Here is a 26,033-nt window from a genome sequence, read left to right on the forward strand (position 1 = left end):
GCCATGACGACTCCGCAGACACTGGCCGGGTTGAGCGTGGAGGAGCTGATCGCCTTCATGCCCGAGGGCAACGGGCGCCTCAACGACAAGATGGGCGTCGAGCTGGTCGAGGTCTCCGCCGAGCGGGTCGTGGCGACCATGCCCGTCGAGGGCAACACCCAGCCGTTCGGGCTGCTGCACGGCGGCGCCTCGGTGGTGCTCGCCGAGACCCTGGGGTCGATCGGCTCGGCGATCCACGCCTACCCCGCCAAGATCGCGGTCGGCGTCGACATCAACGCCACCCACCACCGCGCGGCCACGTCGGGCACCGTCACCGGCGTCGCGACCGCCATCCACCTCGGCCGATCCTCGACGTCCTACGACATCGTGATCAGCGACGAGCAGGGTCGGCGGGTGTGCACCTCGCGCATCACCTGCGCGTTGTTGGACGCTCCTCCCTCCGCTGGTTGAGGGGGAGGGAGTCCCCGGCTCGAGACCCGCGGCGCCTCAGCCCGGGACGCGTTCGCGCCGGATGCGGCGCGCAGCCAGGACCCGGTCGATCCGCTGACGGCTGGTCGCGGCCTGGGTCACCTGGCGCATCTGCGGCAGCCGGGCCCGTACGGCGCTGGTGGTGGCCGCGCGCAGCGTGGCCTGGGGAGCGAAGGACAGCCGGGCCATGAACCGGTTGGCGTCGCGGGCCTCGGCCGCCGCCGCGGTCTGGACGTGGCTGATCCCGTGCTGGTCGGCGAAGCGGCAGGCGGCGTCCATGAGCGCGCTCCCAACGCCCTTGCGCCGGAACTGCGGCAGCACGTGGGGCGAGACCGCGAGGACCGCGGGCTCGAGGTTGAGCGGGGTGAACGTCGTGGCCTCGAGGTAGACCGCGCCGGCCACCTCACCGTCGACCTCGGCGACGACGACGCACTGGTCCTCACGAGAGGCGGCCGTGGCCACCACCCGGGCGACGTCGGCGAGCTGCTCGTCGAGCGCTCCCCGACGCAGGATGTCGCTCCACAGCTCGCGCAGGGACGCGACGTCACCCGCCTCGGCCACGCGTACGGTCACCGGCGTCCGGCTCATCGACCCACCATTCCTACGTGCACGTGCAGTGGCCCCCCACCGGCCTTGTCCGGCGCCACACCCGGGCGAGGATATCCCTCCGCGGGCCATCCGGCTACGTCGAGGTGCGCCCGACATGATCTGCGAGCGGCCCCGGATCGGCCCCGCGATCGGTCCCGAGGAGCGAATGTAACTTCCGGGTGACGATGCTCTCCGCATTGGCGTCCCCGGCACGGCAGGTGCACTAGTCTCCCCGACATGTCATCCAGCACCCTTCCGCGCCCGCGCGGCATCATCCGGAGCTCCATCGCCCTCGTCTCCACCCTGGCCCTGGCCACGGTCCTCACGGCCTGCGGCTCCGACGACGGCGGCAGCGACTCGGCCGGCGACAGCGGCTCCGGCGACGACTCCGGCATCACCACCGTCGCCGACGGCACCCTGACGGTCTGCTCCGACGTGCCCTACCCGCCCTTCGAGGACTTCGACGAGACGTCGGAGTCGGGCTTCAAGGGCTTCGACATCGACATCGTCCAGGCGATCGCCGACGGCCTCGAGCTCGAGCTCGCGGTCAAGGACTCCTCCTTCGACGCCCTCCAGAGCGGCCAGGCCCTCAACGCCGCCCAGTGCGACATCGCCGCCAGCGCGATGACGATCACCGAGGAGCGCAAGGCCGCCCTCGACTTCTCCGACGGCTACTACGACTCGCAGCAGTCGCTGCTCGTGGCCGAGGGCTCCGACATCGCCTCGATCGACGACCTCGACGGCGTGAAGGTGGGCGTCCAGCAGGGCACCACCGGCAAGGCCTACGCCGAGGAGAACGCCACCGGCGCCGAGCTGGTGTCCTTCCCCAGCGACGCCGAGATGTTCCAGGCGATCAAGGCCGGCCAGGTCGACGCCCTGCTGCAGGACCTCCCGGTCAACATCAACCACCAGGACCAGGGCGGCTTCAGCGTCGTGGAGACCTACTCCACCGACGAGTCCTACGGCCTGGCGATGAAGAAGGGCAACACCGCGCTGGTGGAGGCGGTCAACGAGCAGCTCTCCGAGATGCGCGACGACGGCACCTACGACGAGATCTACAACTCCTACTTCGCGACCGAGTGACCTGAGCGTGGCTCTGAAGCGCTCGACGCGCCGCATCCTCAGCAGGACGGTGCTGTACGCCGTCCTGCTGGGGGTGCTGCTCCTGGTCGGCCTCAGCGCCGACTGGGCCACCATCCGTGCCAACTTCTTCGCCCCGGCCGGCATCGGCAACCCGTTCGTCGGCGACTGGGGCACCTGGCCCGACCTGATCACGGTCGGCGTCAAGAACTCGCTGATCTACACCGTCGTGGCCTTCGGGGCAGGACTGGTGCTCGGGGTGGTGCTCGCGCTGATGCGCCTGTCCCCCGTCGCGGCATACCGCTGGCTCGCCACCGCCTACATCGAGTTCTTCCGCGGCCTGCCCGTGCTGCTCGTCGTGCTGGTGATGGCCTTCGGCATCCCGATCGCCTTCAACGGTTGGACCCCGCCGGGCGGCACCGTCGGCGCCGGCGTCGTCGGTCTCATCCTCGTTGCCGCCGCCTACATGGCCGAGACCATCCGCGCCGGCATCCAGGCGGTGCCGAAGGGGCAGACCGAGGCCGCGCGCTCGCTCGGGATGAGCGCCGGGCGCACCACGACCACCGTCGTGCTCCCGCAGGCGTTCCGGATCGTGATCCCGCCGCTCACCAACGAGTTCGTCCTGCTGATCAAGGACACCGCGCTGCTGTTCGTCATCGGCTTCGCAGCCGACCAGCGTGAGCTGACGACGATCGCCCGCGACTTCATGGCCTCCAGCGCCACGGCCGGGACCGCGACCAGCCTGATCCAGGCGTCGATCCTCTACCTCATCATCACCCTGCCGCTCACCCGCCTGGTGTCGTGGCTCGAGCGCAAGCAGCAGAAGGCACGGTGACCATGAACGCGAGCGCCTCAGCGGCCCCCGCCATCCAGATCCGCGACCTGCACAAGTCCTTCGGGTCCAACCGGGTCCTCACCGGCATCGACTTCCACGTCGACCACGGCGAGGTCGTCTGCGTCATCGGTCCGTCGGGGTCTGGCAAGTCGACCCTCCTGCGCTGCGTCAATCGGCTCGAGGAGCCCGACAGCGGCCAGATCGTCGTCGAGGGCATCGACATCTGCGACCCCGAGACCGACCTCGACGCCGTCCGGTCCCGCATCGGCATGGTCTTCCAGCAGTTCAACCTCTTCCCGCACATGAACGTGCTGCGCAACCTGACCGTCGCGCAGCAGAAGGTGAAGGGTCGGTCCAAGAAGGAGGCCACCGAGATCGCCCGGGCGAACCTCGACAAGGTCGGGCTGGGCGGTCGCGAGAACGTCTACCCCGCCCACCTGTCGGGCGGGCAGCAGCAGCGCGTCGCGATCGCGCGGGCGCTGTCGATGGACCCCGACATGATGCTCTTCGACGAGCCGACCTCCGCCCTCGACCCCGAGCTCGTCGGTGACGTGCTCGAGGTGATGAAGACGCTCGCCTCCGAGGGCATGACCATGATGGTCGTGACCCACGAGATGGGCTTCGCCCGCGAGGTGGGCGACAAGCTCGTCTTCATGGACGGTGGCGTGATCGTCGAGGAGGGCGACCCCCGCGAGGTGCTCTCCAACCCGCAGCACGAGAGGACCCAGGCCTTCTTGTCGAAGGTCCTGTAGGGAAACGCCGACCGGGCACTTCGTGCCCGTCCGGGTCGCCGACCGGGCACTTCGTGGTGGCACGAAGAGCCCGGTCGGCGAGGGCTCAGATGTCTCCGCCGAGGTAGGCGGCCTTCACCGAGTCGTCGCCGGCGAGCTCGCTGCCCTTGCCGGAGCGGACGATCTCGCCCGTCTCGAGGATGTGCGCGTCGTCGGCCGCCTTGAGCGCCTGTGCGGCGTTCTGCTCGACCAGCAGCACCGTCGTGCCCTGCTCGTTGATCTCCTTGATGATCGAGAAGATCTGGGCGATGAGCTTGGGTGCGAGACCCATGGACGGCTCGTCGAGGAGGATCAGGCGCGGGCGCGCCATGAGCGCACGCCCGATGGCCAGCATCTGCTGCTCACCGCCGGACATGGTGCCGGCGGACTGGTTGATCCGCTCGGCCAGCCGCGGGAACAGCGCCAGCACCCGGTCGATGTCCTCCTGGTAGGCCTTGCTCTTGCGGTCGTTGCGCACGAACGCGCCCATGTCGAGGTTCTCGCGCACCGTCATGCCGACGAAGCAGCGGCGCCCCTCGGGTGACTGGCTGATGCCCAGCTTGACCCGGTCGTACGGAGCGGCGTGGGTGATGTCCTTGCCGTCGAACTTCACCGACCCGGCACGCACCTTGCGGATGCCGGAGAGCGTCTTCAGCGTCGTCGTCTTGCCGGCGCCGTTGGCGCCGATCAGGGTCGTGACGCTGCCCTCGGGCACGTTGAAGCTGATGTCACGGATGGCCTCGATGTGCCCGTAGTTGACACACAGCCCCTCCACCTCAAGAAGCATCTTCTTCCTCCACTCCGAGGTAGGCGGCGATGACCGCAGGGTTGTCGCGGATCTCCGCAGGGGTGCCCTCGGCGATCTTCTTGCCGAACTCGAGCACCACGATCCGGTCGGTCACACCCATCACCAGGCGCATGTCGTGCTCGATGAGCAGCACGGTGAACCCCTGGTCGCGGACCTTGCGGATCAGGTCCATCAGGACCCGCTTCTCCTGCGGGTTGAAGCCGGCTGCCGGTTCGTCGAGGCAGATCAGCTTGGGGTTGGTCGCCATGGCGCGGGCGATCTCCAGGCGACGCTGGTCACCGTAGGACAGGTTGGCCGCCAGCTCGTCGGCCTTGGTGTGCAGGCCCATGAAGCGCAGCAGCTCCATCGCCCGCCGGTGACCTGCCTCCTCCTCGCGCCGGTGCTTGGGCAGGCGGAAGAGGGCGCTGAGGATGCCGGTGGAGTGCTGGGCGTCAGCGCCGACCAGGACGTTCTCCAGCGCCGTCATGGTGGGGAACAGCCGGATGTTCTGGAACGTCCGCGCGATGCCGGACTGGGTGATCTCGAACCGCTTCTTGCCGGCCAGGGACTCGCCTCGGAAGCTGATCGTGCCCGACGTCGGCTTGTAGACGCCAGTGATGGCGTTGAAGCAGGTCGTCTTGCCGGCTCCGTTGGGACCGATGAGGCCGAGGATCTCGCCCTCCTTGATGTCGAAGCTGACGTTGTCCAGCGCCGTGAGGCCGCCGAACCGGAGCGTCAGCTGGTCCACCTCGAGGATGTGTGCGTCAGGCACGGGCCTTCTCCTCTCCCTCGCTGTCGGTACCTTCTTCGAGCTCGTCGAGCTCGTGCTCGAGCTGCTTGGCCCGCACCGTGCGCTTCGGCGGGAACAGGCCCTCGGGGCGCAGCACGGCCAGCACGACCAGCGCGAGACCGAAGACCAGCACGCGGAAGTCGTCGAACTCGCGGAACCGCTGCGGCAGGTAGGCCACGAGGGCAGCGCCGACGAGCACGCCCCACCTGTTGCCCTGGCCTCCCACCACGACCGCCGCGAGGAACAGGATCGAGAACAGCAGCAGGAACGAGTCGGGGTTGATGAAGTTCTGGCGGCTGGCGTAGAGCGCCCCGGCCAGGCCGCCGATGAACGCGCCGGTGGCGAAGGCCAGCAGCTTGAACCGGAAGGTCGGCACGCCCATCAGCTCGGCGGCGTCCTCGTCCTCGCGGGTGGCCTCCCATGCCCGCCCGACGCGGCTGTTCTTGATCAGGTAGTCGGCGAACAGCACGACGATGACGACCGTGAGGCCCATCCAGTAGTACGGGATCTGGTCGAGCACGCCGAAGACGAGGAACTTGGTGCTGTCGTTGAAGTCCAGGAGTGGTACGCCGGAGTCCCAGTTGAGGTGGGGGATCTCGAACACGCCCTCGGTGCCGCCGATGCTCGGCGGACGCGCGATGTTGCTGATGCCCTTGCGCTCACCGAGCCACTCGGTGTTGACCGCGACGAGCCGGATGATCTCGCCGAAGCCCAGCGTCACGATGGCGAGGTAGTCGCCGCGCACCCGCAGGGTCGGCGCGCCGAGCAGGACGCCGGAGATCGTGGTGGCCACGATCGCCACCGGCAGCGCCAGCAGCAGGGGCCAGTTGGCGTGGAACGAGGTCAGGATCGCCACCGTGTAGGCGCCGATGGCGTAGAACCCGACGTAGCCGAGGTCGAGCAGGCCGGCGTAGCCGACCACGATGTTGAGGCCCAACGCCACCAGCATGTACATGGTGACCACGAACAGCACGCCGCCGAAGTCGACGCCCGGGGTGGTGATGAAGGGCGGCTCCAGCAGCGGGAGCGCGTACGCGAGGAGGGCGAGGAGCACCCACAACGCGATCTTCACCGGCTTGGGCATGGCCGCCAGGGCTGACTTGATCTTGCTCATGCGCGCGCCTTTCCGAGCGACTCGCCCAACAGGCCCGTGGGCCGGAAGAGGAGGATGACGACGAGGAGCACGAAGGCCACCACGTGGCGCCACTCCGTGCCGAGCAGCGCCGAGCCCCAGATCTCGGCCACGCCGAGGACGAGTCCGCCGAGGAGGGCGCCGCGCAGGTTGCCGATGCCGCCGAGGACCGCGGCGGTGAACGCCTTGACGCCGAGCAGGAAGCCGACGTCGAACTTGGTCGTCTCGATCTTCAGCATGTAGAGGAAGGCGGCCACGCCGGCCATCAGGCCACCGATGAGGAAGGTCATCTGGATGGTGCGCGTGGGGTTCACGCCCATCATCGACGCGGTCTCGGGGTCCTGGGCCGTGGCGCGGATGCCCTTGCCGAGCTTGGAGCGGCGTACGAACTGGTCCACCACGACCATCATCGCGACGGCGGAGAGGATGACCAGGATGTCGATGCTCGACACCGACACGCCGCCGATGTCCCACCGGGGCGCCTCCACGACGCCGGCGATGCTGTTGTTGATGCGTGCCTTGCCGACGTAGTCGGACAGGTCGTCTTCGAGCCCCAACCACCCCGCGACCCGGTCACGCAGGCCCATCAGCTCGGCGAGCACGAAGCTCGCGCCGATGGCCGAGATGAGGGCGATCAGCCGGGGCGCGTTGCGCTTGATCAGCGGGCGGTAGGCGACGCGTTCGAGGACGAGCGCGACGATCGCAGACAACGCCATCGCTGCCACCAGTGAAGCGAGGAGAATGGCGACGAGCTCGACGCCGTCGGCGTCGGCGCCGCCGAGCGCCATCACCGTCCACAGCATCGCGAAGGTGCCGTACATGAAGACTTCGGAGTGGGCGAAGTTGATGAGCTGCAGGACGCCGTAGACCATCGTGTAGCCGAGGGCGATCAGCGCGTAGATCGCGCCGAACGCGAGACCGGACACGGTCAGCGACGGCAGGTTGTTGAAGAAGAACTCGAAGTTCACGCAAGGCCTCCTGGCCGGAGTATCACCGAGTCGGGTCGTGGACACCGGCGCGGCCGGGGAGGTCATCCCCGGCCGCGCCTGTTGTCATGCTGTGACGGTCAGCCGTCGATCAGCCGATCTCGCCGTCGGAGACGATCTCGCCGCCCTCGACCTTGTAGGCGTAGACCTTGACCTCGGACGGCTCGCCCGACTCGTCGAACGAGAGCTGCTTGGTGATGCCGGCCTCGTCGTAGCCGTTGACGAACTCCAGCATCGCCTCGCGGTCGCCGATGCCCTCGCCGATGCCGTCGAGGAAGATCGTCGCGGCGTCGTAGGCCTCCGCGGCGTAGGTGCCGGCGGCCTCGCCGAACTCCTCCTCGTAGGCGGCGGCGAAGTCGGCCACGGCCGGGTCGGTGTCGGGGATGCAGGGGCAGGTGATGATGGTGCCCTCGGCGGCGTCACCGGCGTCGAGGTAGGCCGGGTCCTTCACGCCGTCGGCCACGACGAAGGTGCCGTCGAAGCCACCGTCGCGCAGCTGGCCGATGAGGATGGTCGCCTCGGCGTAGTAGCCGCCGAAGAACACCGCGTCGGCTCCGGAGTCGACAGCCTTGGTGACCGTCGCGGAGAAGTCCGTGTCACCGACCTGGATGGTGTCGGTGCCGGCGACGGCGTCGCCGCCCAGGTCCTCCTCGACGATGCCGGCCAGGCCCGCGCCGTACTCGGAGGCGTCGTCGATGACGAAGGTGCTCTCCGCCTGCAGCGTGTCCTTGATGTAGGCAGCAGCGGCCGGGCCCTGCGTGGCGTCGTTGCCCAAGGCACGGTGGAAGGTGTCCCAGCCGTTCTCGGACAGCGCCGGGTTGGTGGCCGACGGGCTCACCGTCGGGACACCGGCCTCGGCGAAGATCGGGCCGGCGGCTGCCGACTCACCGGAGAACGCGGGGCCGACGACACCGATGATCGACTCGTCGCCGGCGACCTCGGTCGCGAGCGCCGGGGCCTCGTCGGGCGAGCCCTGCGAGTCGAAGTTGACCAGCTCGACCTCGCACTCGGCGTCCTCGTTGTACTGGGAGACGGCCAGCTCGGCACCCTGGATGATCGGCTTGCCGAGACCGGCCGCGGGGCCCGTCTCGGGACCGAAGAAGGCGAGCTTCAGGTCGCAGGCGGCCTCGCCGCCGCCACCGCTCCCACCTTCGTCGCCGGCGTCCTCGGTCGTGCCGCACGCGGCGAGCACCAGGCCGGCGGCCGCTGCGACCGCGACGGCCCGCCAGGACTTGGATGAGCGGATCATGGATCCCTCCGTAGTTCTCAGTGGGCTGTCCACCACGGCAGCCTCGTGGCGGGAACCTAACACTCGGAGTGTGGCGCGGGACACGATTGCGCTGCCCGAGTCGCAGGCCGTTGCCGTTTCGTGACCAACCGGTCTGTACCGGCGGCCCCGGTGGTGCCGGATGCGTCGACGGGGGCCGGCGGGACCGGGGCTCAGCCCGGGTCCGCGGACGTCTCGCCGCCCGCGGCGAGTCCCGCCACGCCGTGCTCGACCACGCCGTCGGAGACCTGCTTCATCGACAGCCGCAGGTCCATCGCGGTCTTCTGGATCCAGCGGAACGCGTCGGGCTCGCTGAGCCCGAGCTTCTCCTGCAGCACGCCCTTGGCCCGGTCCACGGACTTGCGCGTGGCCAGCGACTCCTGGAGGTCGGAGACCTCCTGCTCGAGCACGGTGATCTCGGCGTACCTGCTCACCGCCATCTCGATCGCGGGGACCAGGTCGCCACGCTGGAACGGCTTGACGAGGTAGGCCATCGCCCCGGCGTCTCGCGCGCGGGCCACCAGGTCGCGCTGGGAGAACGCCGTCAGGATGACGACCGGGGCGATCCGCTCCCCCGCGATGGTCTCGGCGGCGGCGATCCCGTCGAGGACCGGCATCTTGACGTCGAGGATCACCAGGTCAGGTCGCAGCTCGCGCGCGAGCTCGATCGCCCGCTGGCCGTCAGCGGCCTGACCGACGACCTCGTACCCCTCCTCGCCCAGCATCTCGGCGAGGTCCATGCGGATGAGCGCCTCGTCCTCGGCGATCACCACGCGGCGTACGTCGGGGGCTGTGCTGGTGTCAGCAGGCTGGGTCACGACGGCAAGGCTAGTTCCGATACGGTGTGGCGACCTAGCCGGGTTGGCGGAATGGCAGACGCTATGAGCTCAAACCTCATTGTCCGAAAGGGCGTGCGGGTTCGAATCCCGCACCCGGCACCGATGTCGGTGGCAGCAGGTTGCATGGGGCCATGCCACACGTCCGTCCTCAAGCCGTCGTCGACTCGGCGCTGCGGTGCTCGGACGAAGGCATGCTGGACGCGGACAACGCCGCCGTCCACGGAGTGGCGGTCAAGACGATCCGACGCTGGCGACGTGACTACCAACGTCGCGGTCAGGCTCGCGGTCAGCGGCACCTGGCGCCGCCGTGCCCCAGATGTGCCGGAGGCTCCCTCGATCCGGCTGCCTATGCAGAACTGCTCGGCTGGTACCTCGGAGACGGCTACATCTCGACGGGACGCCGTGGAGTCCACAACCTCCACGTCTACAACGACACCCGCTACACCCATCTGAACGACGGCATCCTCGACCTGATGCGCAGGGTCAAGCCTGGCTCGCGGCCGCACACGCGGGATGTGCCGGGCTGCCTGGTCTCGACGGTCTCCTGGAAGCACTGGCCCTGCCTCTTCCCCCAGCACGGACCCGGGCGCAAGCACGAGCGTGACATCGTCCTCGAGGCCTGGCAGGCCGAGATCGTCCGTGCCCATCCCGCCGACTTCCTCCGAGGGTTGTTCCACTCGGACGGGTGCCGGGTCGACAACTGGGCCACGCGCGTGGTTGCCGGAAAGAAGAAGCGCTACCACTATCCGAGGTGGCAGCTCGTCAACGCTTCCGAGGACATTCTCGACCTGTGCACCTGGGCCCTGGACCTCGTCGACGTGGCGTGGCGACGCTCAGGCGTACGAGTCGTGTCGGTCTCGCGGCGCGGCGCAGTCACCCGCCTCGACGAGCTGATCGGGCCCAAGACGTGAGGGCCGCGACAAGCCTCAGCGCGGGCGGCGGTACGCCGGCGCGGCGCCGTCGATCGCGTCGCCCATGCGGTGGATCCGCAGCGCGTTGGTCGAGCCCGGGATGCCGGGAGGGCTGCCAGCGATGATCACGACCAGGTCGCCCTTCTCGACGCGTCCGATGTGCAGCAGCGCCTCGTCGACTTGCCGGACCATCTCGTCGGTGTGCTCGACGTCGGCGCCGAGGAAGGTCTCCACGCCCCACGTCAGCGCGAGCTGCGAGCGGGTCCGCGGCTCCGGGGTGAAGGCCAGGACGGGGATCGACCCGCGGTAGCGCGAGAGACGCTTGGCCGAGTCGCCGCTGACGGTGAACGCCACGACGTACTTGGCGCCCACCCGCTCGGCGACCTCGGCCGCGGCCTTGGCGATGATGCCGCCGCGGGTGTGGGGGTTCCAGGCCACCTCCGCCATGTGACTCAGGCCGTGGTTCTCGGTCGACTCCACGATCCGGGCCATGGTCTGCACGGCGACGATGGGGTGCTCCCCCACGCTCGTCTCGCCCGAGAGCATCACGGCGTCGGCGCCGTCGAGGACGGCGTTGGCCACGTCGCTGGCCTCGGCGCGGGTCGGCGCCGGCGAGCTGATCATCGACTCGAGCATCTGGGTCGCGACGATGACTGGCTTGGCGTAGCGGCGCGCCTTGTCGATGATCAGCTTCTGGTGGATCGGCACGTCCTCGAGCGGGCACTCGACGCCGAGGTCGCCGCGCGCCACCATGATGCCGTCGAAGGCGTCGACGATCTCGTCGATGTTCTCGATGGCCTGCGGCTTCTCGATCTTGGCGATGACGGGGACGAAGATGCCCTCCTCGCGCATCACGTCGCGCACGTCCTCGGCGTCGCGGGCGTTGCGCACGAAGCTCAGGGCGATGAAGTCCACGCCCAGGTGGAGCGCCCAGCGCAGGTCCTCGGTGTCCTTCTCCGACAGCGCCGGGACGGACACCGCCACGCCGGGGAGGTTGATGCCCTTGTTGTTGGACACCTTGCCGGGGACGACGACCTCGGTGACCACGTCGGTGGCGTCGACGGAGACGACCTTCAGCCGCACCTTGCCGTCGTCGATGAGGAGCGGGTCGCCCGGCTCCACGTCACCCGGCAGGCCCTTGTAGGTGGTGCCGCACATCTCCGCGGTGCCCTCGACGTCACGGGTGGTGATGGTGAACCGGGCGCCGCGCTCGAGCTCAACCGGACCGTCGGCGAAGGTCTCCAGGCGGATCTTGGGACCCTGCAGGTCCGCGAAGACGCCGATCGCGTGGCCGGTGTCGTCGGACGCCTGACGCACCAGCCGGTAGACGGCCTCGTGGTCGGCGTACGCGCCGTGGCTCATGTTGAGCCGGGCGACGTCCATGCCGGCCTCGACGAGCGAGCGGATGCCCTCCGGGGTGTTCACCGCGGGGCCAAGGGTGCAGACGATCTTTGCTCTACGCACGGGCCTCACCCTAGCGGACATTGGAACGATCCAAGCAAGGCCTGCTCCGATACGCGGACTCGCTGCAACGCCGGGTTCAGGGCTGTACCCACCCTGGTGCATGGGGGTGGGTAGTTGCCGTAACCCGGCGTCACAGCGAGTTCTGGGGGATCAGACGACCAGCGGGCGCTCGTGCGGCTTGATCGGCGAGGGCAGCGTGGTCGAACCGGTCAGGTAGGCGTCGACCGAGGCGGCGGCACTGCGCCCCTCGGCGATCGCCCACACGATCAGGGACTGGCCGCGCCCGACGTCGCCGGCGACGTAGACGCCCGGCACCGAGGCGGCGTACGACTCGTCGCGCTTGACGTTGCCGCGCTCGTCGAGCTCCACGTCGAGCTGCTCGATGAGCCCCGGCTTCTCCGGTCCGACGAAGCCCATCGCGAGAAGCACCAGCTGAGCCGGGATCTCGCGCTCGGTGCCCTCCACGGGCTGGAACGACGCGTCGACCTCGACGAGGCGCAGCGCCGCGACGTTGCCGGCATCGTCGCCGAGGAACTCCTGCGTCGAGACCGCGTAGACCCGCTCGCCACCCTCCTCGTGGGCCGAGGAGACCTTGAAGGTCATGGGGTACGTCGGCCACGGCTGGCCGGCCGGACGGTCGTGGCCGGGCTGCGGCATGATCTCGAGCTGCGTGATCGACCGCGCGCCCTGGCGGATCGACGTGCCTAGGCAGTCGGCGCCGGTGTCACCGCCGCCGATGATGACGACGTCCTTGCCGGTGGCCACGATCTGCTCGGACCCGTCGGTCGTCGGGGCCTCGCCCAGCGAGGCCCGGTTGGCCTGGGGCAGGAACTCCATCGCCTGGTGGATGCCACCGAGGTCGCGTCCCGGGACGGGGAGGTCCCGCGCAGCGGTGGCGCCCATGGCGAGCACGACCGCGTCGTAGCGGTCGAGCAGCTTCTCGCCGGTCAGGTCGCCGCCGACGTCCACCCCGGCACGGAAGACGGTGCCCTCCCGGCGCATCTGGTCCAGGCGCCGGTCGAGGTGCTTCTTCTCCATCTTGAACTCGGGGATGCCGTAGCGCAGCAGCCCGCCGATCTTGTCGGCGCGCTCGTAGACCGCGACGGTGTGCCCGGCACGGGTGAGCTGCTGGGCGGCGGCGAGACCGGCCGGGCCGGAGCCGATGACGGCGACCGTCTTGCCCGAGAGCCACTCCGGCGGCTCGGGCCGGACGTAGCCCGAGCCCCAGGCGCGGTCGATGATGGACACCTCGACGTTCTTGATGGTCACCGGGTCCTGGTTGATGCCCAGGACGCACGCCGTCTCGCAGGGCGCCGGGCAGAGCCGACCCGTGAACTCGGGGAAGTTGTTGGTCGCGTGGAGTCGGTCCATCGCGCCGTCCCAGTCGTCGCGCCAGACCAGGTCGTTCCACTCCGGGATGATGTTGCCCAGCGGGCAGCCCTGGTGGCAGAACGGGATGCCGCAGTCCATGCAGCGTCCGGCCTGCGTGTTGATGATCGGGAGCAGCGCACGCCCGATGCCGTCGGGGTAGACCTCGTTCCAGTCGTGCACCCGCTCCGCGACCTCGCGGCGGGAGGCGACCTCGCGGCCGTGCTTCAGGAATCCCTTGGGGTCAGCCATGCTGGTTCACCTTCTTCGAGGGCGTGATCGGGGTGGTCGGGGCGTGCTCAGCCATGGAGGACCTCCATGATCCGGGCGGCTGCCTCGTCCTCGTCGAGCCCTTCCTCCAGGGCCTCCTCGCGCGCCTCGAGGACGCGCTTGAAGTCGCTGGGCATCACCTCGGTGAAGCGCGCCAGTGCGTCGTCCCAGTCGGCCAGGAGCGCGGTGGCGACGGCCGAGCCGGTCTCCTCCGCGTGCTGCTCGACCAGGGACCTGAGCTCATCGGCGGCCTTGCCGGTCACGGGCGCGAGCTCGACCAGCTCGGGGTTGACCCGCCGCTCGTCGAGGTCGAGCACGAAGGCGTAGCCACCGGACATGCCGGCCGCGAAGTTGCGCCCGGTCGGACCGAGCACGACCACCACGCCGCCCGTCATGTACTCGCAGCCGTGGTCGCCCACGCCCTCCACGACGGCCAGGGCACCGGAGTTGCGTACGCAGAACCGCTCGCCGACTCGACCGCTGAGGAAGATCTGGCCCGACGTGGCGCCGTAGCCGATCGTGTTGCCGGCGATGATCTGCTCGGACGCGTCGAACGCGGCGGCCCGGTCGGGCCGCACCACCAGACGGCCACCGGACAGCCCCTTGCCGACGTAGTCGTTGGCGTCGCCCTCCAGCCGCAGGGTCACCCCGCGCGGCACGAAGGCTCCGAACGACTGGCCGGCCGAGCCGGTCAGCGTGATGTCGATCGTGCCGTCGGGCAGGCCCTCGCCGCGGTAGCGCTTGGTCACCTCGTGCCCGAGCATCGTGCCGACCGTACGGTTGACGTTGCGGATCGCGACCTGCGCGCGCACGGGTTCCCCGGACTCCAGCGCCGGTGCGGCGATCGCGATCAGCTCGTTGTCGAGCGCCTTGTCCAGGCCGTGGTCCTGCACCTTGGTGTTGCGCAGGTCCTGGCCCTCGAACTGGCCGAACTCACCGTGGGCCGAGGCCTGGTGCAGGATCGGCGTCAGGTCGAGTCCCGAGGCCTTCCAGTGGTCGACTGCGTCGGCGACGTCGAGCGTGCCGACCTGGCCGATGGCCTCGTCGAGGCTGCGGAAGCCGAGCTCAGCGAGCAGCTCGCGGACCTCCTGGGCGATGAACTCGAAGAAGTTCACGACGTACTCGGCCTTGCCGCTGAAGCGCTCGCGTAGCACCGGGTTCTGGGTCGCGACGCCCACCGGGCAGGTGTCGAGGTGGCAGACCCGCATCATGATGCAGCCGCTGACCACGAGCGGCGCGGTCGCGAAGCCGTACTCCTCGGCGCCGAGGAGGGCGGCGATCACCACGTCGCGCCCGGTCTTGAGCTGGCCGTCGGCCTGCACCACGATCCGGTCGCGCAGGCCGTTGAGCAGCAGCGTCTGCTGGGTCTCGGCGAGGCCGAGCTCCCACGGACCGCCCGCGTGCTTGAGCGAGGTGAGCGGCGAGGCACCGGTGCCACCGTCGTGCCCGGAGACCAGGACGACGTCGGCGTGGGCCTTGGAGACGCCGGCCGCGACCGTGCCGATGCCGACCTCGGACACGAGCTTCACGTGGATGCGCGCGGCCGGGTTGGCGTTCTTGAGGTCGTGGATCAGCTGCGCCAGGTCCTCGATCGAGTAGATGTCGTGGTGCGGCGGCGGGCTGATCAGGCCGACCCCGGGCGTCGAGTGCCGGGTCTTGGCCACCCAGGGATAGACCTTGTGGCCGGGCAGCTGCCCACCCTCGCCGGGCTTCGCGCCCTGCGCCATCTTGATCTGGATGTCGTCGGCGTTGGTGAGGTACTCCGACGTCACGCCGAAGCGGCCCGACGCCACCTGCTTGATCGACGAGCGCCGCTCCGGGTCGTACAACCGGTCGGGGTCCTCGCCGCCCTCGCCGGTGTTGGACTTGCCGCCCAGCCGGTTCATCGCGATGGCGAGGGTCTCGTGCGCCTCCTGGCTGATGGAGCCGTAGGACATCGCACCGGTGGAGAACCGCTTGACGATCTCCGAGACCGGCTCGACCTCCTCGATGTCGATCGGCTCGCGCACGCCGTCCTTGAACGTGAACAGGCCGCGCAGCGTCATCAGCCGCTCGGACTGCTCGTTCACCCGGTCGGTGTACTGCTTGAAGATGTCGTAGCTGCCGGTGCGGGTCGAGTGCTGCAGACGGAACACCGTCTCGGGGTCGAACAGGTGCGGCTCTCCCTCCCGACGCCACTGGTACTCGCCACCGATCGCCAGCTCGCGGTGCGCGGGCGCGATCCCCTTGCGCGGGTACGCCGTGGCGTGGCGGCGCGCCACCTCCTCGGCGATCGTCTCCAGCTCGATGCCGCCGAGCTTGGAGGTGGTGCCGGTGAAGTAGCGGTCGATGACGGCCTGCGAGAGCCCCACGGACTCGAAGATCTTCGCGCCCGTGTAGGAGGCGACGGTGGAGACGCCCATCTTGGACATGACCTTCAGCACGCCCTTGCCGAGCGCCTTGATCAGGTTGGCGACGGCCTTCTCGGGGTCGACCTTGACGTAGAACGCCTCGCGGGCGAGGTCCTCCACCGACTCCATCGCGAGGTAGGGGTTGACCGCGGCGGCGCCGTAGCCGACCAGGAGGGCCACGTGGTGGACCTCGCGGACGTCGCCGGCCTCGACGAGCAGGCCGACCTGCGTGCGGGTCTTCTCACGCACCAGGTGGTGGTGGATCGCGCCGGTGAGCAGCAGCGAAGGGATCGGTGCCAGCTCGGCGGTCGAGTGCCGGTCGGAGAGCACGATGATGCGGGCGCCGTCCGCGATCGCCGCGGAGACCTCGGCGCACAACTCGTCGAGACGCGCCTCGAGCGCCGCTCCCCCGCCCTCGACGTCGTAGAGGCCGCGCACGATGTGGACCTGGAAGCCCGGCATGTCGCCGTTGCGGTTGATGTGCCGGATCTTGGCCAGGTCGTCGTTGGAGAACACCGGGAACGGCAGCACGATCTGGCGGCACGACGCCGGCGTCGGCTCGAGCAGGTTGGCCTCGGGCCCGATCGACCCGCTCAGCGACGTCACGAGCTCCTCGCGGATGGCGTCGAGCGGCGGGTTGGTCACCTGGGCGAACAGCTGGGAGAAGTAGTCGAACAGCAGCCGCGGCTTGTCGCTGAGCGCGGCGATGGGGGTGTCGGTGCCCATCGAGCCGAGCGCCTCGCCGCCGGTGTTGGCCATCGGGCTCAGCAGGACCCGCAGCTCCTCCTCGGTGTAGCCGAAGACCTGCTGGCGGCGGGTGACCGAGGCGTGGGTGTGGACGACGTGCTCGAGGTCGTCGATGTCGTCGAGGTGGACGAGGCCGGCGTGCAGCCACTCGTCGTACGGGTGCTCCGCGGCGAGCTGTCCCTTGATCTCCTCGTCCTCGATGATGCGGTGCTCGTCGGTGTCGACGAGGAACATCTTGCCGGGCTGGAGCCGGCCCTTGCGCACGACCGTGGCGGGGTCGAGGTCGAGGACGCCGACCTCGGAGGCCAGGACGACGAGGCCGTCGTCGGTGACCCAGTAGCGCGAGGGGCGCAGGCCGTTGCGGTCGAGGACCGCGCCGATCTGGGTGCCGTCGGTGAACACCACGCAGGCGGGGCCGTCCCAGGGCTCCATCAGCATCGAGTGGAACTCGTAGAACGCCCGGCGCTGGGCGTCCATCTCACTGTGGTTCTCCCAGGCCTCGGGGATCATCATCAGCACGGCGTGCGGCAGCGACCGGCCGCCGAGGTGGAGCAGCTCGAGCACCTCGTCGAATGACGCGGAGTCGGAGGCGCCCGGCGTGCAGATCGGGAAGAGCCGCTCGAGGTCACCGGGGATGAGGTCGCTCTCGAGGAGCGCCTCACGGGCGCGCATCCAGTTCCGGTTGCCCATGACGGTGTTGATCTCGCCGTTGTGCGCGATGAACCGGAACGGGTGGGCCAGCGGCCAGCTGGGGAAGGTGTTGGTGGAGAAGCGCGAGTGCACGACCGCCATGGCCGACGCGACCCGCTCGTCGGTCAGGTCGGGGAACACCTGGTCGAGCTGGTCGGTGGTGAGCATGCCCTTGTAGGCCAGGGTGCGCGAGGACAGCGACGGGAAGTAGACGTCGGTCTCGGACTCGGCGCGCTTGCGCAGGCAGAAGGCAAGGCGCTCCAGCGCCATGCCGCTGATCCGCGAGCCCCTGCCGGCCACGAAGACCTGGGCGAAGGCGGGCATCACGCTGCGGGCCGTGGCGCCGAGCGTGGAGTCGTCGACGGGCACGTCGCGCCAGCCGAGGACCGTGAGGCCCTCCTCGTCGGCGATCTCCTCGATCCGGCGGCGGGTGCTCGCCACCGCCTCGGCGTCGCCGGGCAGGAACGCGGTGCCGACGGCGTACGCCCGCGCCGGGGGCAGCTCGAAGCCGAGCTCGGCGGTGACCTCGCGCAGGAACGCGTCGGGCACCTGGAGCAGGATCCCGGCGCCGTCACCGGAATTGACCTCGGCGCCGGCGGCGCCGCGGTGGTCGAGGTTGCGCAGGGCGGTGAGCGCCTTGGCCACGATGTCGTGGCTGGCCTCACCGGTCAGGGTCGCCACCATGGCGACACCGCAGGCGTCCTTCTCGTGGCGAGGGTCGTAGAGACCCTGGCTCGGCGGGAATGCGTGCATGGAGGCATTCTCCCGTCGTCGTCGCGACTCACCCGGGAGCGAGTCCCGGGCAGGCTGGGGGTGGGGTTTCCGCTGGGGACGACGTTGGCCCGAGCACCACGGAACCTATCACCGGGGTCGGGCACAGGCCCACGACGTGTCAGGCCGTGGGATCGGCGGGCGTGACCTCGGCGTCGGGCTCGCGGGTGCGCACGGTCTCCTCGCGGCCGGGGTGCCGACGGGTGGACCAGGCGAAGTACGCCGCCGCGAGGACGAACAGCACGATCGAGGTCCACACGTTGAGGCGCAGGCCGAGCACGTCGTTCATCTGCACGTCGTCGATGCGCAGGTTCTCGATCCAGCCGCGCCCGGCGGTGTAGAGCATGACGTAGAGCGCGACGACGCGGCCGTGGCCGAGCCGGAAGCGACGGTCCAGCCAGACCAGCACCGCGAACGCGGCGAGGTTCCACAGGCACTCGTAGAGGAACGCCGGGTGATAGGTCGCCACGTCGAGGTACTGCGCGGGACGGTGGGCCACGTCGATCTCCAGGGCCCACGGCAGGTCGGTGGGACGCCCGTAGAGCTCCTGGTTGAACCAGTTGCCCCAGCGACCCACCGCCTGCGCCACGAGCACGCCCGGTGCGAGCGCATCGAGGAGCGGCAGCAGCTTGATGCCACGGGAGCGGGCCCCCAGCCACACGCCGAGGGCACCCAGGGCGATCGCGCCCCAGATGCCCAGTCCGCCGCGCCAGACGTACAGCGCGGTGACGGGGTTGCGTCCCTCGCCGAAGTAGAGCTCCCAGTCGGTGGCCACGTGGTAGAGCCGGCCGCCGACCAGGCCGAACGGTACCGCCCAGATGGCAAGGTCGCTGACCTCGCCCGCCGTGCCGCCACGCGCGACCCAGCGCCGCTCACCGATCCAGATCGCGAGGCCGATGCCGAGGATGATGCTCAGCGCGTAGCCGCGGATGGGGACGGGCCCGAGGTTCCACACGCCGTCGGCGGGGCTCGGGATGGACAGCAGGGTCACGAGCGGCTGCATGGGGAGCATCATCCTTCGTCGAGCAGCAGGAGGACGTCGCGGGCCAGCTGGGCCTGGGAGACGTCGTGGTCCCACATGACGTGGGTCTCGTCGTCGGCGTCGATGGCCATCACCCGCGTGCCGTGGGTGACGTCGTAGCCGCCGCTGGGCAGCTTCTCGCCGCGGTCGACCCCGACGTAGAGGCTCCTGCCGACCGCGACGATGTCGTCGAGGTCCCCCGTGAGCCCGATGATGCTCGGGTCGAACGCGCTGACGTAGTCCGCCACGACGGCCTCGTCGTCACGCGCGGGGTCGGTGGTCACGAAGACCACGTCGAGCCGCTCCTTCTCGCTGGCGTCGAGGCGTGCGAGGGTGCCGGCGAGCGTCGCCATCACCTGGCCGCAGATGTCGGGGCAGTTGGTGTAGCCGAAGAAGACGAGCGTGAGGTCCTTCTCGGTGTCGTCGACCAGGCTGTAGGGCTCTCCGGACGTGTCGACCAGCGGGGTCCCGACCACCTCGGCCGGCGGGTCCAGCGGGGTGCCGCTGAGCTCCGTCGAGCCGCCCGACCCGCTCGCCCCTCCCCCGCACGCTGCGAGCAGCCCGGCGAGGGCGGCTGCTCCGAGCGCGGACCCGAGCGTCCTACGACCGCGCACGGCGTACGCCCTCGGCGAGGTCGGTGGTCAGGGCGCGCAGCGCGTCGAGCCCGGCCTGCTCGTCGTCCTCGTGGTCGAGCAGGCAGCGCACGAAGGCGGACCCGACGATGACGCCGTCGGCGTAGGCGGCGACCTCCGCGGCCTGGTCACCGGTGCTGACGCCGATGCCGACCGCGACCGGCACGTCGCCGCCCGCGCGCACGCGCGAGACCAGCGGGCCGGCGAGGTCCGAGCTCGACTCCCGCGCGCCGGTGACGCCCATGACGGCGGCGGCGTAGACGAACCCGCGGCTCTCGCGCGCGGTCATCGCGATCCGCTCGTCGGTGGAGCTCGGAGCGACGAGGAACACCTTGTCGAGGTCGTGCTCGTCGGCCGCGGCGATCCACTCGGCGCCGTGGTCGGGGGTGATGTCGGGCGTGATCATGCCCGCTCCCCCGGCCGCGGCGAGGTCGGCGGCCCACCGCTGCACGCCGTAGCGCTCGATCGGGTTCCAGTAGGTCATCACCAGCGTCGGGACGCCCGTCTCCGCGACGGCCTCGACGACCCGCAGGACGTCGGAGGTCCGTACGCCGCCGTCGAGCGCGGCCTGCGCCGCCGCCTGGATGGTGGGGCCGTCCATGACGGGGTCGCTGTAGGGCAGGCCGATCTCGATGGCGTCGCAGCCGGCCTCGACCATCGCCCGCAGTGCCCGGATCGAGCCCTCGACGCTCGGGTAGCCGGCGGGGAGGTAGCCGACGAGAGCGGCGCGGCCCTCCTCGCGGGCCTTGGCGAAGGCGGCGCTGGTGGACGTCACTGCTGCGCCTCCGTGTCGAGGCCGGAGGAGGCGTCGGCCTCGACCTGCGCGAGGTCGGCCTCGGGCCCCTCGTCGGCGTCACCGAGGCCGAACCACTCGATGGCGGTGCCCATGTCCTTGTCGCCGCGCCCGCTCAGGTTGATGATGATCGTCGCGTCGGGGCCCTTCTCCTGACCGAGCCGCTTCGCCACCTCGATCGCACCAGCGACGGCGTGGGCCGTCTCGATGGCCGGGATGATGCCCTCGGTGCGGCTCAGCAGCGCCATCGCGTCCATCGCCTGCGCGTCGGTGACCGGCGTGTAGGTCGCGCGCCCGGCCGCGGACAGCCAGGAGTGCTGGGGCCCGACGCCGGGGTAGTCGAGTCCGGCCGAGATCGAGTGCGACTCGACGGTCTGGCCGTCCTCGTCCTGCAGCACGTAGGTGCGCGCACCGTGGAGCACGCCGGGCTCGCCGGCGTGGATGGTCGCAGCGTGGCGACCGGTCTCGACCCCGTCGCCGCCGGGCTCGAAACCGTGGATCTCCACCCCCTCGTCCTCGAGGAACGCGGTGAACAGGCCGATGGCGTTGGACCCGCCGCCGACGCAGGCCGCGACCGCGTCGGGCAGCACGCCGAACTGCTCGAGGCACTGCGCGCGCGCCTCGTCGCCGATGCCGCGGCAGAAGTCGCGGACCATGCTCGGGAACGGGTGCGGGCCGGCGGCGGTGCCGAAGAGGTAGGCGGTGTGGTCGACGCTGGCGACCCAGTCGCGCAGCGCCTCGTTGATCGCGTCCTTGAGGGTCGCGCTGCCGGACTCGACCGGGACGACCTTGGCGCCGAGCAGCTGCATGCGGGCGACGTTGAGGGCCTGGCGGCGGGTGTCCACGGCGCCCATGTAGACGGTGCAGTCGAGGTCGAACCAAGCGGCCGCGGTGGCGCTCGCGACGCCGTGCTGGCCGGCGCCGGTCTCGGCGATGACCCGGGTCTTGCCCATCCGCTTGGTCAGCAGCGCCTGGCCGAGCACGTTGCGGATCTTGTGGGCACCCGTGTGGTTGAGGTCCTCGCGCTTGAGCAGCACCCGGGCGCCGACGGTCTCGGAGAGCCGCTCGGCGTGGTAGAGCCGGCTGGGCGTCCCGGCGTACTCCCGCAGGATCCGCTCGAAGTCGGCGACGAAGGCCTCGTCGGCCATCGCGTCGCGCCAGGCGACGGTCAGCTCGTCCAGCGCGGCGACGAGGGCCTCGGGCATGAACCGCCCGCCCCACGTCTGGCCGAAGTAGCCGCGCTCGTCGGCCTCGTACCTCATCGGGCCGCTGGGGACGCTCACGCTCACGGTGCAGTCACTCCTGTCATTGCTCGTACGGCGGCCTCGGGGTCGCCGTCCTTGACCAGTGCCTCGCCCACCAGGACGACGCCTGCTCCCTCGGAGACGAGGCGCTCGACGTCGGCGACCGCCGAGATGCCGCTCTCGGCGACCTTGACGACGTCGGCGTGGATCGCGGGCGCGAGGCGCCCGAAGACGTCGGGGTCGACCTCGAGGGTCTTGAGGTTGCGGCTGTTGACGCCGATCAGCTCGGCGTCGAGGGCGACCGCGCGCTCGGTCTCGGCCTCGTCGTGGACCTCGACCAGGACGGTCAGCCCGAGCTCGCCGGCCTCGTCGTGCAGCCGCCGCAGCGTGTCGTCGTCGAGGGCGGCGACGATCAGCAGCGCGAGGTCGGCGCCGGCGGCGCGGGCCTCGACGAGCTGGTAGGTGTCGACGATGAAGTCCTTGCGCAGGATCGGGGTCTCGACCGCGGCGCGCACCGCCCGCAGGTCGTCGAGGCTGCCGCCGAAGCGGCGCTCCTCGGTGAGCACCGAGATCGCCGCCGCGCCGCCACGTGCGTAGGCGGCGGCGAGCGACGCCGGGTCGGGGATGTCGGCGAGCGCGCCCTTGCTGGGGCTGCGCCGCTTCACCTCCGCGATGACGCTCGAGCCGCGGGCCCGGAAGTGCGGCATCGGGTCGCGCGGGGCGGGGGCATCGGCGAGATGGGCGAGCAGCTCGCCCAGCGGGAGCGCCGCCTCGCGGCGCGCGAGGTCCTCGCGTACGCCGGCGACGATGTCGTCGAGCACGGAACCGGTCGCAGGCATGGGATCAGCCTCTCACCCGGCTCCAGCCCCGACGGGACCGGTGCCCAGTGGACGGACGTCCGACGAGCCGGCGGAAGGGCTCAGTGGTCGGAGGAGTGGAAGCCGAGCTTGGCGAGCACGAGGAACAGCGGGAACGCCAGCACCGCGACGATGATGCCGATCCACAGCAGGGTCATCTGCGTCGGCACCTGGAGGAGGGCGACGCTGCCCACGACGAAGCCGAGCATCGCGACCGAGACCGCGGTCCAAGCAGCGGGGGTGTTGCCGTGGCCTGCAGCCATCGTGGGTGCTCCTTCGTCTGTTCGGCGGGTGCGCGCGCAAAGTCTAGGCGGTGGCGTCGCGGGTCGGTCAGGCGGTCGGGTCGCGGCCCTCGTCGAGCGCCTTCCAGATGTCGCGGTTGTCGCTGGGCTGCTCCGGCACCGTCTCGCGGGCACCGGCGGGCGAGTCGTAGCGCGCGCCCATCTCCGGCCACGTGGGGACCAGGCGCAGCGCGAAGACGGTGGAGGCCAGCACGAGCAGCGCCGCGAGCACCGACAGCCAGAACCAGCCGGTGAGGGAGGTGTCGTCGAGGACGCCGCCGGTGCGGACGCGGACCTGCTCGACGAGGTGGTCCGGCAGGCTGAACGGCGCCCAGACGACGGCCGCCGCGTACCCGAGAGCAGCGAGCACGGCCACGGCCGCCACCGCTCGGCGGAAGCGACCGCGGGTCACCAGGACCACGCCCCAGCAGGCCAGCACGACGAACGCCAGCGCCGTGGCCAGCGGCGAGGACGAGATCTCGTCGAAGGCGACCGGAGCGACGCCGACGACCGACTCGGCGCCCGTGCCGGACACCCACGGTCTGCTCGCGGCGTACGCCCCCAGCGCCGCGGAGGCGAGGCCGAGCGCGACGACCGGGCCGAAGGTGCTGCGGGGCCCGCCCGCCGGGCGCTCAGCCATCGACGCGGTGGACGAGGTCGGCGTCGAAGCAGGTGTGGTCCCCGGTGTGGCAGGCCGCACCGACCTGGTCGACGACGAAGAGCAGCGTGTCGCCGTCGCAGTCGAGCCGGACCTCCTTGACCCACTGGACGTGGCCGGAGGTGTCGCCTTTGACCCAGTACTCCCGGCGCGAGCGGGACCAGTAGGTCGCACGGCCCGTGTCGAGGGTGCGCGCGAGCGCCTCGTCGTCCACCCAGGCGAGCATCAGCACCTCGCGCGAGCCGTGCTGCTGCACCACGACGGGGACGAGGCCCTCCGCGGTGTGGCGCAGGCGGGCGGCGATCGCGGGGTCGAGGCCGGAGTCGGGGGTGCTCATGGCTCCATGGTCTCAGCCTCGCGGGCGGCCCACGTGTCCGCGCACTGCTGCGTGACCGGACCGGGCGCGGGGAGCTCACGGTCGTCCCAACGGGCGATGGCCTGGACGTCGCGGGTCGTCGAGACGAGGAACGCCTCGCTCGCCCGCTTGCGCACCTCAGCCAGCGGCTCGTCGACCTCCCTGGCCCCGCACCACTCGACGACGAGCTCGCGGGTGATCCCGGCCAGGCACCCGGCCGCCAGGGTCGGCGTGCGCAGCTCGCCGTCGAGGACGTAGAAGACGTTGGACCCGGTGCCCTCGCAGAGGTTGCCGGCGGTGTTGGCGAAGACCGCCTCGGTCCCGCCGCGCTCCTGGGCGTGGGCGAGCGCGATGACGTTCTCGGCGTACGACGTCGTCTTGAGGCCCGCGGTGGCGCCGTTCTCGTTGCGGGTCCACGGGACGGTGACCACGCTCGTCTCCCGGGGCGCGTGCTCGATGGGGCTGTAGGCCACGACCAGGGTGGCGGGGCCCCCGCCGCGCCCGGACCCCATCGGCGCCGGCCCGGCCGTCCAGGTGATGCGCAGGCGGCCGATCGGGTCGCCGGCCGCGCCGTCGGCGAGCACCGCGGAAACCCCGTGGCGTACGTCGTCGAGGTCGGGCGCCGGCAGCCCCAGACCCTTGGCGCTGCGCTCGAGCCGGGCGAGGTGGCGGGTCAGCGCGAAGGGAGTGCCGGCCACGGTCTTCACCGCCTCGAAGACGCCGTCGCCGACCGTGAACCCGTGGTCGGTGACCGCCACCGCCCCCTCGGTCGGGTCGGCCAGGAGGGTCCCGTTCAGCCATGCGCGCATGGGCGCCACTCTAGGGCTCCGCCGCGCGGCCTGACCGGGGCTGCGACGCGGGTCGGACACGCGGTGCGGGGACCCGATTTTGGCGCCGAGTCGGGCATGGGCTACTGTTCCACTCGCACTCAGGGCCGGTGAAACGGCCAGGAAATGCAGGCGGACATAGCTCAGTTGGTAGAGCGCAACCTTGCCAAGGTTGAGGTCGCGAGTTCGAGTCTCGTTGTCCGCTCTGAGGGGTCTCCCAGTCATACGTGGGCCTCCACGGTGGGTTGGCCGAGAGGCGAGGCAACGGACTGCAAATCCGTCTACACGGGTTCAAATCCCGTACCCACCTCGCACCACACAACTCAACACGGGCGATTGGCGCAGCGGTAGCGCGCTTCCTTGACACGGAAGAGGTCACTGGTTCAAACCCAGTATCGCCCACCAGCACGAAGCCCCCGACCGGGACGACCGGTCGGGGGCTTCGTCGTTCTCCTCCTGCGGGTGCACGGATGTATCAGGACGACCTCGAGCGGCACCTCCCGGGCAGACCGAGTGCGTGGGGCCTCGGTCGAGGCCCTGCCGGCTCGCCGAACCGCGGCCGGCAGGGCCGCCGGCCGCACCCGTCGATCAGAACTCGTAGCCGAACTCGCGGATCGTCCGCGCGAACCGCTCCGCCACGATCTCGGCGTCGCCGGGCCCGTAGAGCTCGCGGTAGTGCGGACCGCTCCCCTGCTTGGCGTGGGGCAGGTCGAGGTCCAGCCCGAGGCGGCCGGAGAGGTCCGCCACCGCCGCGGGGAGGTCCTCGTAGCGGTAGACCCGGTCGACGACGACCCGCCCGTCGAGGCGGTAGAGGCGCTCGTTGAGCGCGAGCCGCTCCATCCGCTTCGGGGTCCGCACGAACTCGGCGAACGTCTTGGTGAAGGTGGGCTTGCGGGCGCTGTAGCGGTAGGACGAGGCCACCACGTCGTACGGGTTGCGCTCGACCGCGAAGGTGAAGTAGTCGTCCCACGTCTCGCGGCCGATCACCTCGATCACCCGCCGCGCGCCCATGTGGGCGTACGAGCCGGGGTCGGTGTCGTCGTTCTGCGGTCCCACTCCCCCGGCTGCCGCGCGGAGCACCTCGTCCTCGGGGCTGATCCGGGTGACGATGTCGTCGGGACCGCAGTGGCGCGACAGGGCGATCTCGAGGCTCGTGCCGGCCGTCTTGCGGGTCTTGATGAAGACGAAGCGGTGGGTGTGCGAGGCGATCAC

25 protein-coding genes and 4 tRNA genes are annotated in these 26,033 nt (G+C 70.5%); 9 read left to right on the plus strand and 20 right to left on the minus strand.

The genetic code is table 11. The features are described 5' to 3' along the window. The first annotated feature begins 3 nt into the window (after positions 1 to 3). Positions 4 to 450: a hotdog fold thioesterase gene (locus IE200_RS15165; RefSeq protein WP_229856607.1), complete on the plus strand. Its 447-nt coding sequence runs from the start codon at positions 4 to 6 to the stop codon at positions 448 to 450. Between the two features lie 36 nt (positions 451 to 486). Here the strand turns inward: IE200_RS15165 and IE200_RS15170 are convergent, their stop codons facing one another. Further along, on the minus strand, positions 487 to 1,056 hold the full coding sequence (locus IE200_RS15170) for a GNAT family N-acetyltransferase (protein ID WP_191280328.1): 570 nt from the start codon (positions 1,054 to 1,056) through the stop codon (positions 487 to 489). Between the two features lie 237 nt (positions 1,057 to 1,293). On the opposite strand from IE200_RS15170, the gene IE200_RS15175 reads away from it, so the two are divergent. From IE200_RS15175 to IE200_RS15185, 3 genes are read left to right on the plus strand one after another with little or no spacing between them, the layout of a single operon-like run. Then, entirely contained in the window at positions 1,294 to 2,139 is an 846-nt protein-coding gene (locus tag IE200_RS15175; RefSeq protein WP_191280329.1) for a transporter substrate-binding domain-containing protein, read from the plus strand. 7 nt (positions 2,140 to 2,146) lie between these two features. Then, the gene (locus IE200_RS15180; protein ID WP_229856608.1) at positions 2,147 to 2,971 is read left to right on the plus strand and encodes an amino acid ABC transporter permease; all 825 of its coding nucleotides are present in this window, start codon (positions 2,147 to 2,149) and stop codon (positions 2,969 to 2,971) included. 2 nt (positions 2,972 to 2,973) lie between these two features. After that, complete coding sequence (locus tag IE200_RS15185; RefSeq protein ID WP_191280406.1) at positions 2,974 to 3,723, plus strand: amino acid ABC transporter ATP-binding protein; 750 nt, start codon at positions 2,974 to 2,976, stop codon at positions 3,721 to 3,723. Positions 3,724 to 3,808: 85 nt separating this feature from the next. Here the strand turns inward: IE200_RS15185 and IE200_RS15190 are convergent, their stop codons facing one another. The 6 genes from IE200_RS15190 to IE200_RS15215 all read right to left on the minus strand — a co-directional run bounded on the left by IE200_RS15190 (position 3,809) and on the right by IE200_RS15215 (position 9,521). After that, the gene (locus IE200_RS15190; protein WP_456237868.1) at positions 3,809 to 4,516 is read right to left on the minus strand and encodes an ABC transporter ATP-binding protein; all 708 of its coding nucleotides are present in this window, start codon (positions 4,514 to 4,516) and stop codon (positions 3,809 to 3,811) included. 1 nt (position 4,517) lies between these two features. Then, positions 4,518 to 5,300, minus strand: coding sequence for an ABC transporter ATP-binding protein (locus IE200_RS15195; RefSeq protein ID WP_229856609.1), 783 nt, complete (start codon positions 5,298 to 5,300; stop codon positions 4,518 to 4,520). Further along, positions 5,293 to 6,432, minus strand: coding sequence for a branched-chain amino acid ABC transporter permease (locus IE200_RS15200; RefSeq protein WP_191280331.1), 1,140 nt, complete (start codon positions 6,430 to 6,432; stop codon positions 5,293 to 5,295). Before IE200_RS15200 ends, IE200_RS15195 begins: the two co-directional genes overlap by 8 nt. Beyond that, entirely contained in the window at positions 6,429 to 7,418 is a 990-nt protein-coding gene (locus IE200_RS15205) for a branched-chain amino acid ABC transporter permease (protein WP_229856610.1), read from the minus strand. Before IE200_RS15205 ends, IE200_RS15200 begins: the two co-directional genes overlap by 4 nt. A 109-nt stretch (positions 7,419 to 7,527) precedes the next feature. Beyond that, positions 7,528 to 8,685: a branched-chain amino acid ABC transporter substrate-binding protein gene (locus IE200_RS15210; RefSeq protein WP_191280333.1), complete on the minus strand. Its 1,158-nt coding sequence runs from the start codon at positions 8,683 to 8,685 to the stop codon at positions 7,528 to 7,530. A 191-nt stretch (positions 8,686 to 8,876) separates the two neighbouring features. Continuing rightward, positions 8,877 to 9,521 (minus strand): ANTAR domain-containing response regulator, encoded by a 645-nt coding sequence (locus IE200_RS15215; protein WP_268245551.1) that lies wholly within the window; start codon positions 9,519 to 9,521, stop codon positions 8,877 to 8,879. Between the two features lie 37 nt (positions 9,522 to 9,558). Here IE200_RS15215 and IE200_RS15220 point away from each other — a divergent pair. Continuing rightward, positions 9,559 to 9,641: transfer RNA gene (locus IE200_RS15220), tRNA-Leu, on the plus strand. 32 nt (positions 9,642 to 9,673) lie between these two features. Then, positions 9,674 to 10,453 carry a transcriptional regulator gene (locus IE200_RS15225; RefSeq protein ID WP_191280334.1) on the plus strand — a complete coding sequence of 260 codons (780 nt, stop codon included), beginning with the start codon at positions 9,674 to 9,676 and terminating at the stop codon, positions 10,451 to 10,453. Positions 10,454 to 10,468: 15 nt separating this feature from the next. Here IE200_RS15225 and pyk read toward each other — a convergent pair whose 3' ends face one another. From pyk to IE200_RS15285, 12 genes are all read right to left on the minus strand, one after another. After that, positions 10,469 to 11,917, minus strand: coding sequence for a pyruvate kinase (pyk, locus tag IE200_RS15230; RefSeq protein WP_191280335.1), 1,449 nt, complete (start codon positions 11,915 to 11,917; stop codon positions 10,469 to 10,471). Between the two features lie 150 nt (positions 11,918 to 12,067). After that, complete coding sequence (locus IE200_RS15235; RefSeq protein ID WP_191280336.1) at positions 12,068 to 13,537, minus strand: glutamate synthase subunit beta; 1,470 nt, start codon at positions 13,535 to 13,537, stop codon at positions 12,068 to 12,070. Between the two features lie 47 nt (positions 13,538 to 13,584). Further along, on the minus strand, positions 13,585 to 18,135 hold the full coding sequence (gltB, locus tag IE200_RS15240; RefSeq protein WP_191280337.1) for a glutamate synthase large subunit: 4,551 nt from the start codon (positions 18,133 to 18,135) through the stop codon (positions 13,585 to 13,587). Between the two features lie 139 nt (positions 18,136 to 18,274). Beyond that, a complete protein-coding gene (gene lgt / locus IE200_RS15245) occupies positions 18,275 to 19,156 on the minus strand; it encodes a prolipoprotein diacylglyceryl transferase (RefSeq protein ID WP_229856611.1) in 882 nt (293 codons plus the stop codon). Between the two features lie 8 nt (positions 19,157 to 19,164). Beyond that, positions 19,165 to 19,788, minus strand: a complete 624-nt coding sequence (locus tag IE200_RS15250; protein ID WP_191280339.1) for an SCO family protein — start codon at positions 19,786 to 19,788, stop codon at positions 19,165 to 19,167. After that, a complete protein-coding gene (trpA, locus tag IE200_RS15255) occupies positions 19,775 to 20,581 on the minus strand; it encodes a tryptophan synthase subunit alpha (RefSeq protein WP_191280340.1) in 807 nt (268 codons plus the stop codon). The genes IE200_RS15250 and trpA overlap by 14 nt, the downstream gene beginning before the upstream one ends. Further along, complete coding sequence (trpB, locus tag IE200_RS15260) at positions 20,578 to 21,861, minus strand: tryptophan synthase subunit beta (RefSeq protein WP_229856632.1); 1,284 nt, start codon at positions 21,859 to 21,861, stop codon at positions 20,578 to 20,580. Before trpB ends, trpA begins: the two co-directional genes overlap by 4 nt. A gap of 23 nt (positions 21,862 to 21,884) precedes the next feature. Further along, a complete protein-coding gene (gene trpC, locus IE200_RS15265) occupies positions 21,885 to 22,682 on the minus strand; it encodes an indole-3-glycerol phosphate synthase TrpC (protein WP_191280342.1) in 798 nt (265 codons plus the stop codon). An 80-nt stretch (positions 22,683 to 22,762) separates the two neighbouring features. Further along, positions 22,763 to 22,963 carry an HGxxPAAW family protein gene (locus tag IE200_RS15270; RefSeq protein WP_191280343.1) on the minus strand — a complete coding sequence of 67 codons (201 nt, stop codon included), beginning with the start codon at positions 22,961 to 22,963 and terminating at the stop codon, positions 22,763 to 22,765. 67 nt (positions 22,964 to 23,030) lie between these two features. Continuing rightward, positions 23,031 to 23,621, minus strand: a complete 591-nt coding sequence (locus IE200_RS15275) for a Trp biosynthesis-associated membrane protein (RefSeq protein ID WP_191280344.1) — start codon at positions 23,619 to 23,621, stop codon at positions 23,031 to 23,033. Then, positions 23,614 to 23,976 (minus strand): phosphoribosyl-AMP cyclohydrolase, encoded by a 363-nt coding sequence (gene hisI / locus IE200_RS15280; protein WP_191280345.1) that lies wholly within the window; start codon positions 23,974 to 23,976, stop codon positions 23,614 to 23,616. Before hisI ends, IE200_RS15275 begins: the two co-directional genes overlap by 8 nt. Next, a complete protein-coding gene (locus tag IE200_RS15285; protein WP_191280346.1) occupies positions 23,973 to 24,803 on the minus strand; it encodes an aminotransferase class IV in 831 nt (276 codons plus the stop codon). The genes hisI and IE200_RS15285 overlap by 4 nt, the downstream gene beginning before the upstream one ends. Positions 24,804 to 24,953: 150 nt before the next feature. Between IE200_RS15285 and IE200_RS15290 the strand changes: the two genes are divergently transcribed. From IE200_RS15290 to IE200_RS15300, 3 genes are all read left to right on the plus strand, one after another. Beyond that, a tRNA-Gly gene (locus IE200_RS15290) sits at positions 24,954 to 25,026 on the plus strand. A gap of 34 nt (positions 25,027 to 25,060) precedes the next feature. Next, a tRNA-Cys gene (locus IE200_RS15295) sits at positions 25,061 to 25,131 on the plus strand. A 20-nt stretch (positions 25,132 to 25,151) separates the two neighbouring features. Beyond that, positions 25,152 to 25,226 (plus strand) — tRNA-Val (locus IE200_RS15300). A 183-nt stretch (positions 25,227 to 25,409) separates the two neighbouring features. Here the strand turns inward: IE200_RS15300 and IE200_RS15305 are convergent. Next, a complete protein-coding gene (locus tag IE200_RS15305; RefSeq protein ID WP_191280347.1) occupies positions 25,410 to 26,033 on the minus strand; it encodes a hypothetical protein in 624 nt (207 codons plus the stop codon).

The sequence above is a fragment of the Nocardioides flavus (ex Wang et al. 2016) genome, from assembly GCF_014653115.1.
In the GTDB taxonomy this organism is placed as follows: domain Bacteria; phylum Actinomycetota; class Actinomycetes; order Propionibacteriales; family Nocardioidaceae; genus Nocardioides; species Nocardioides flavus.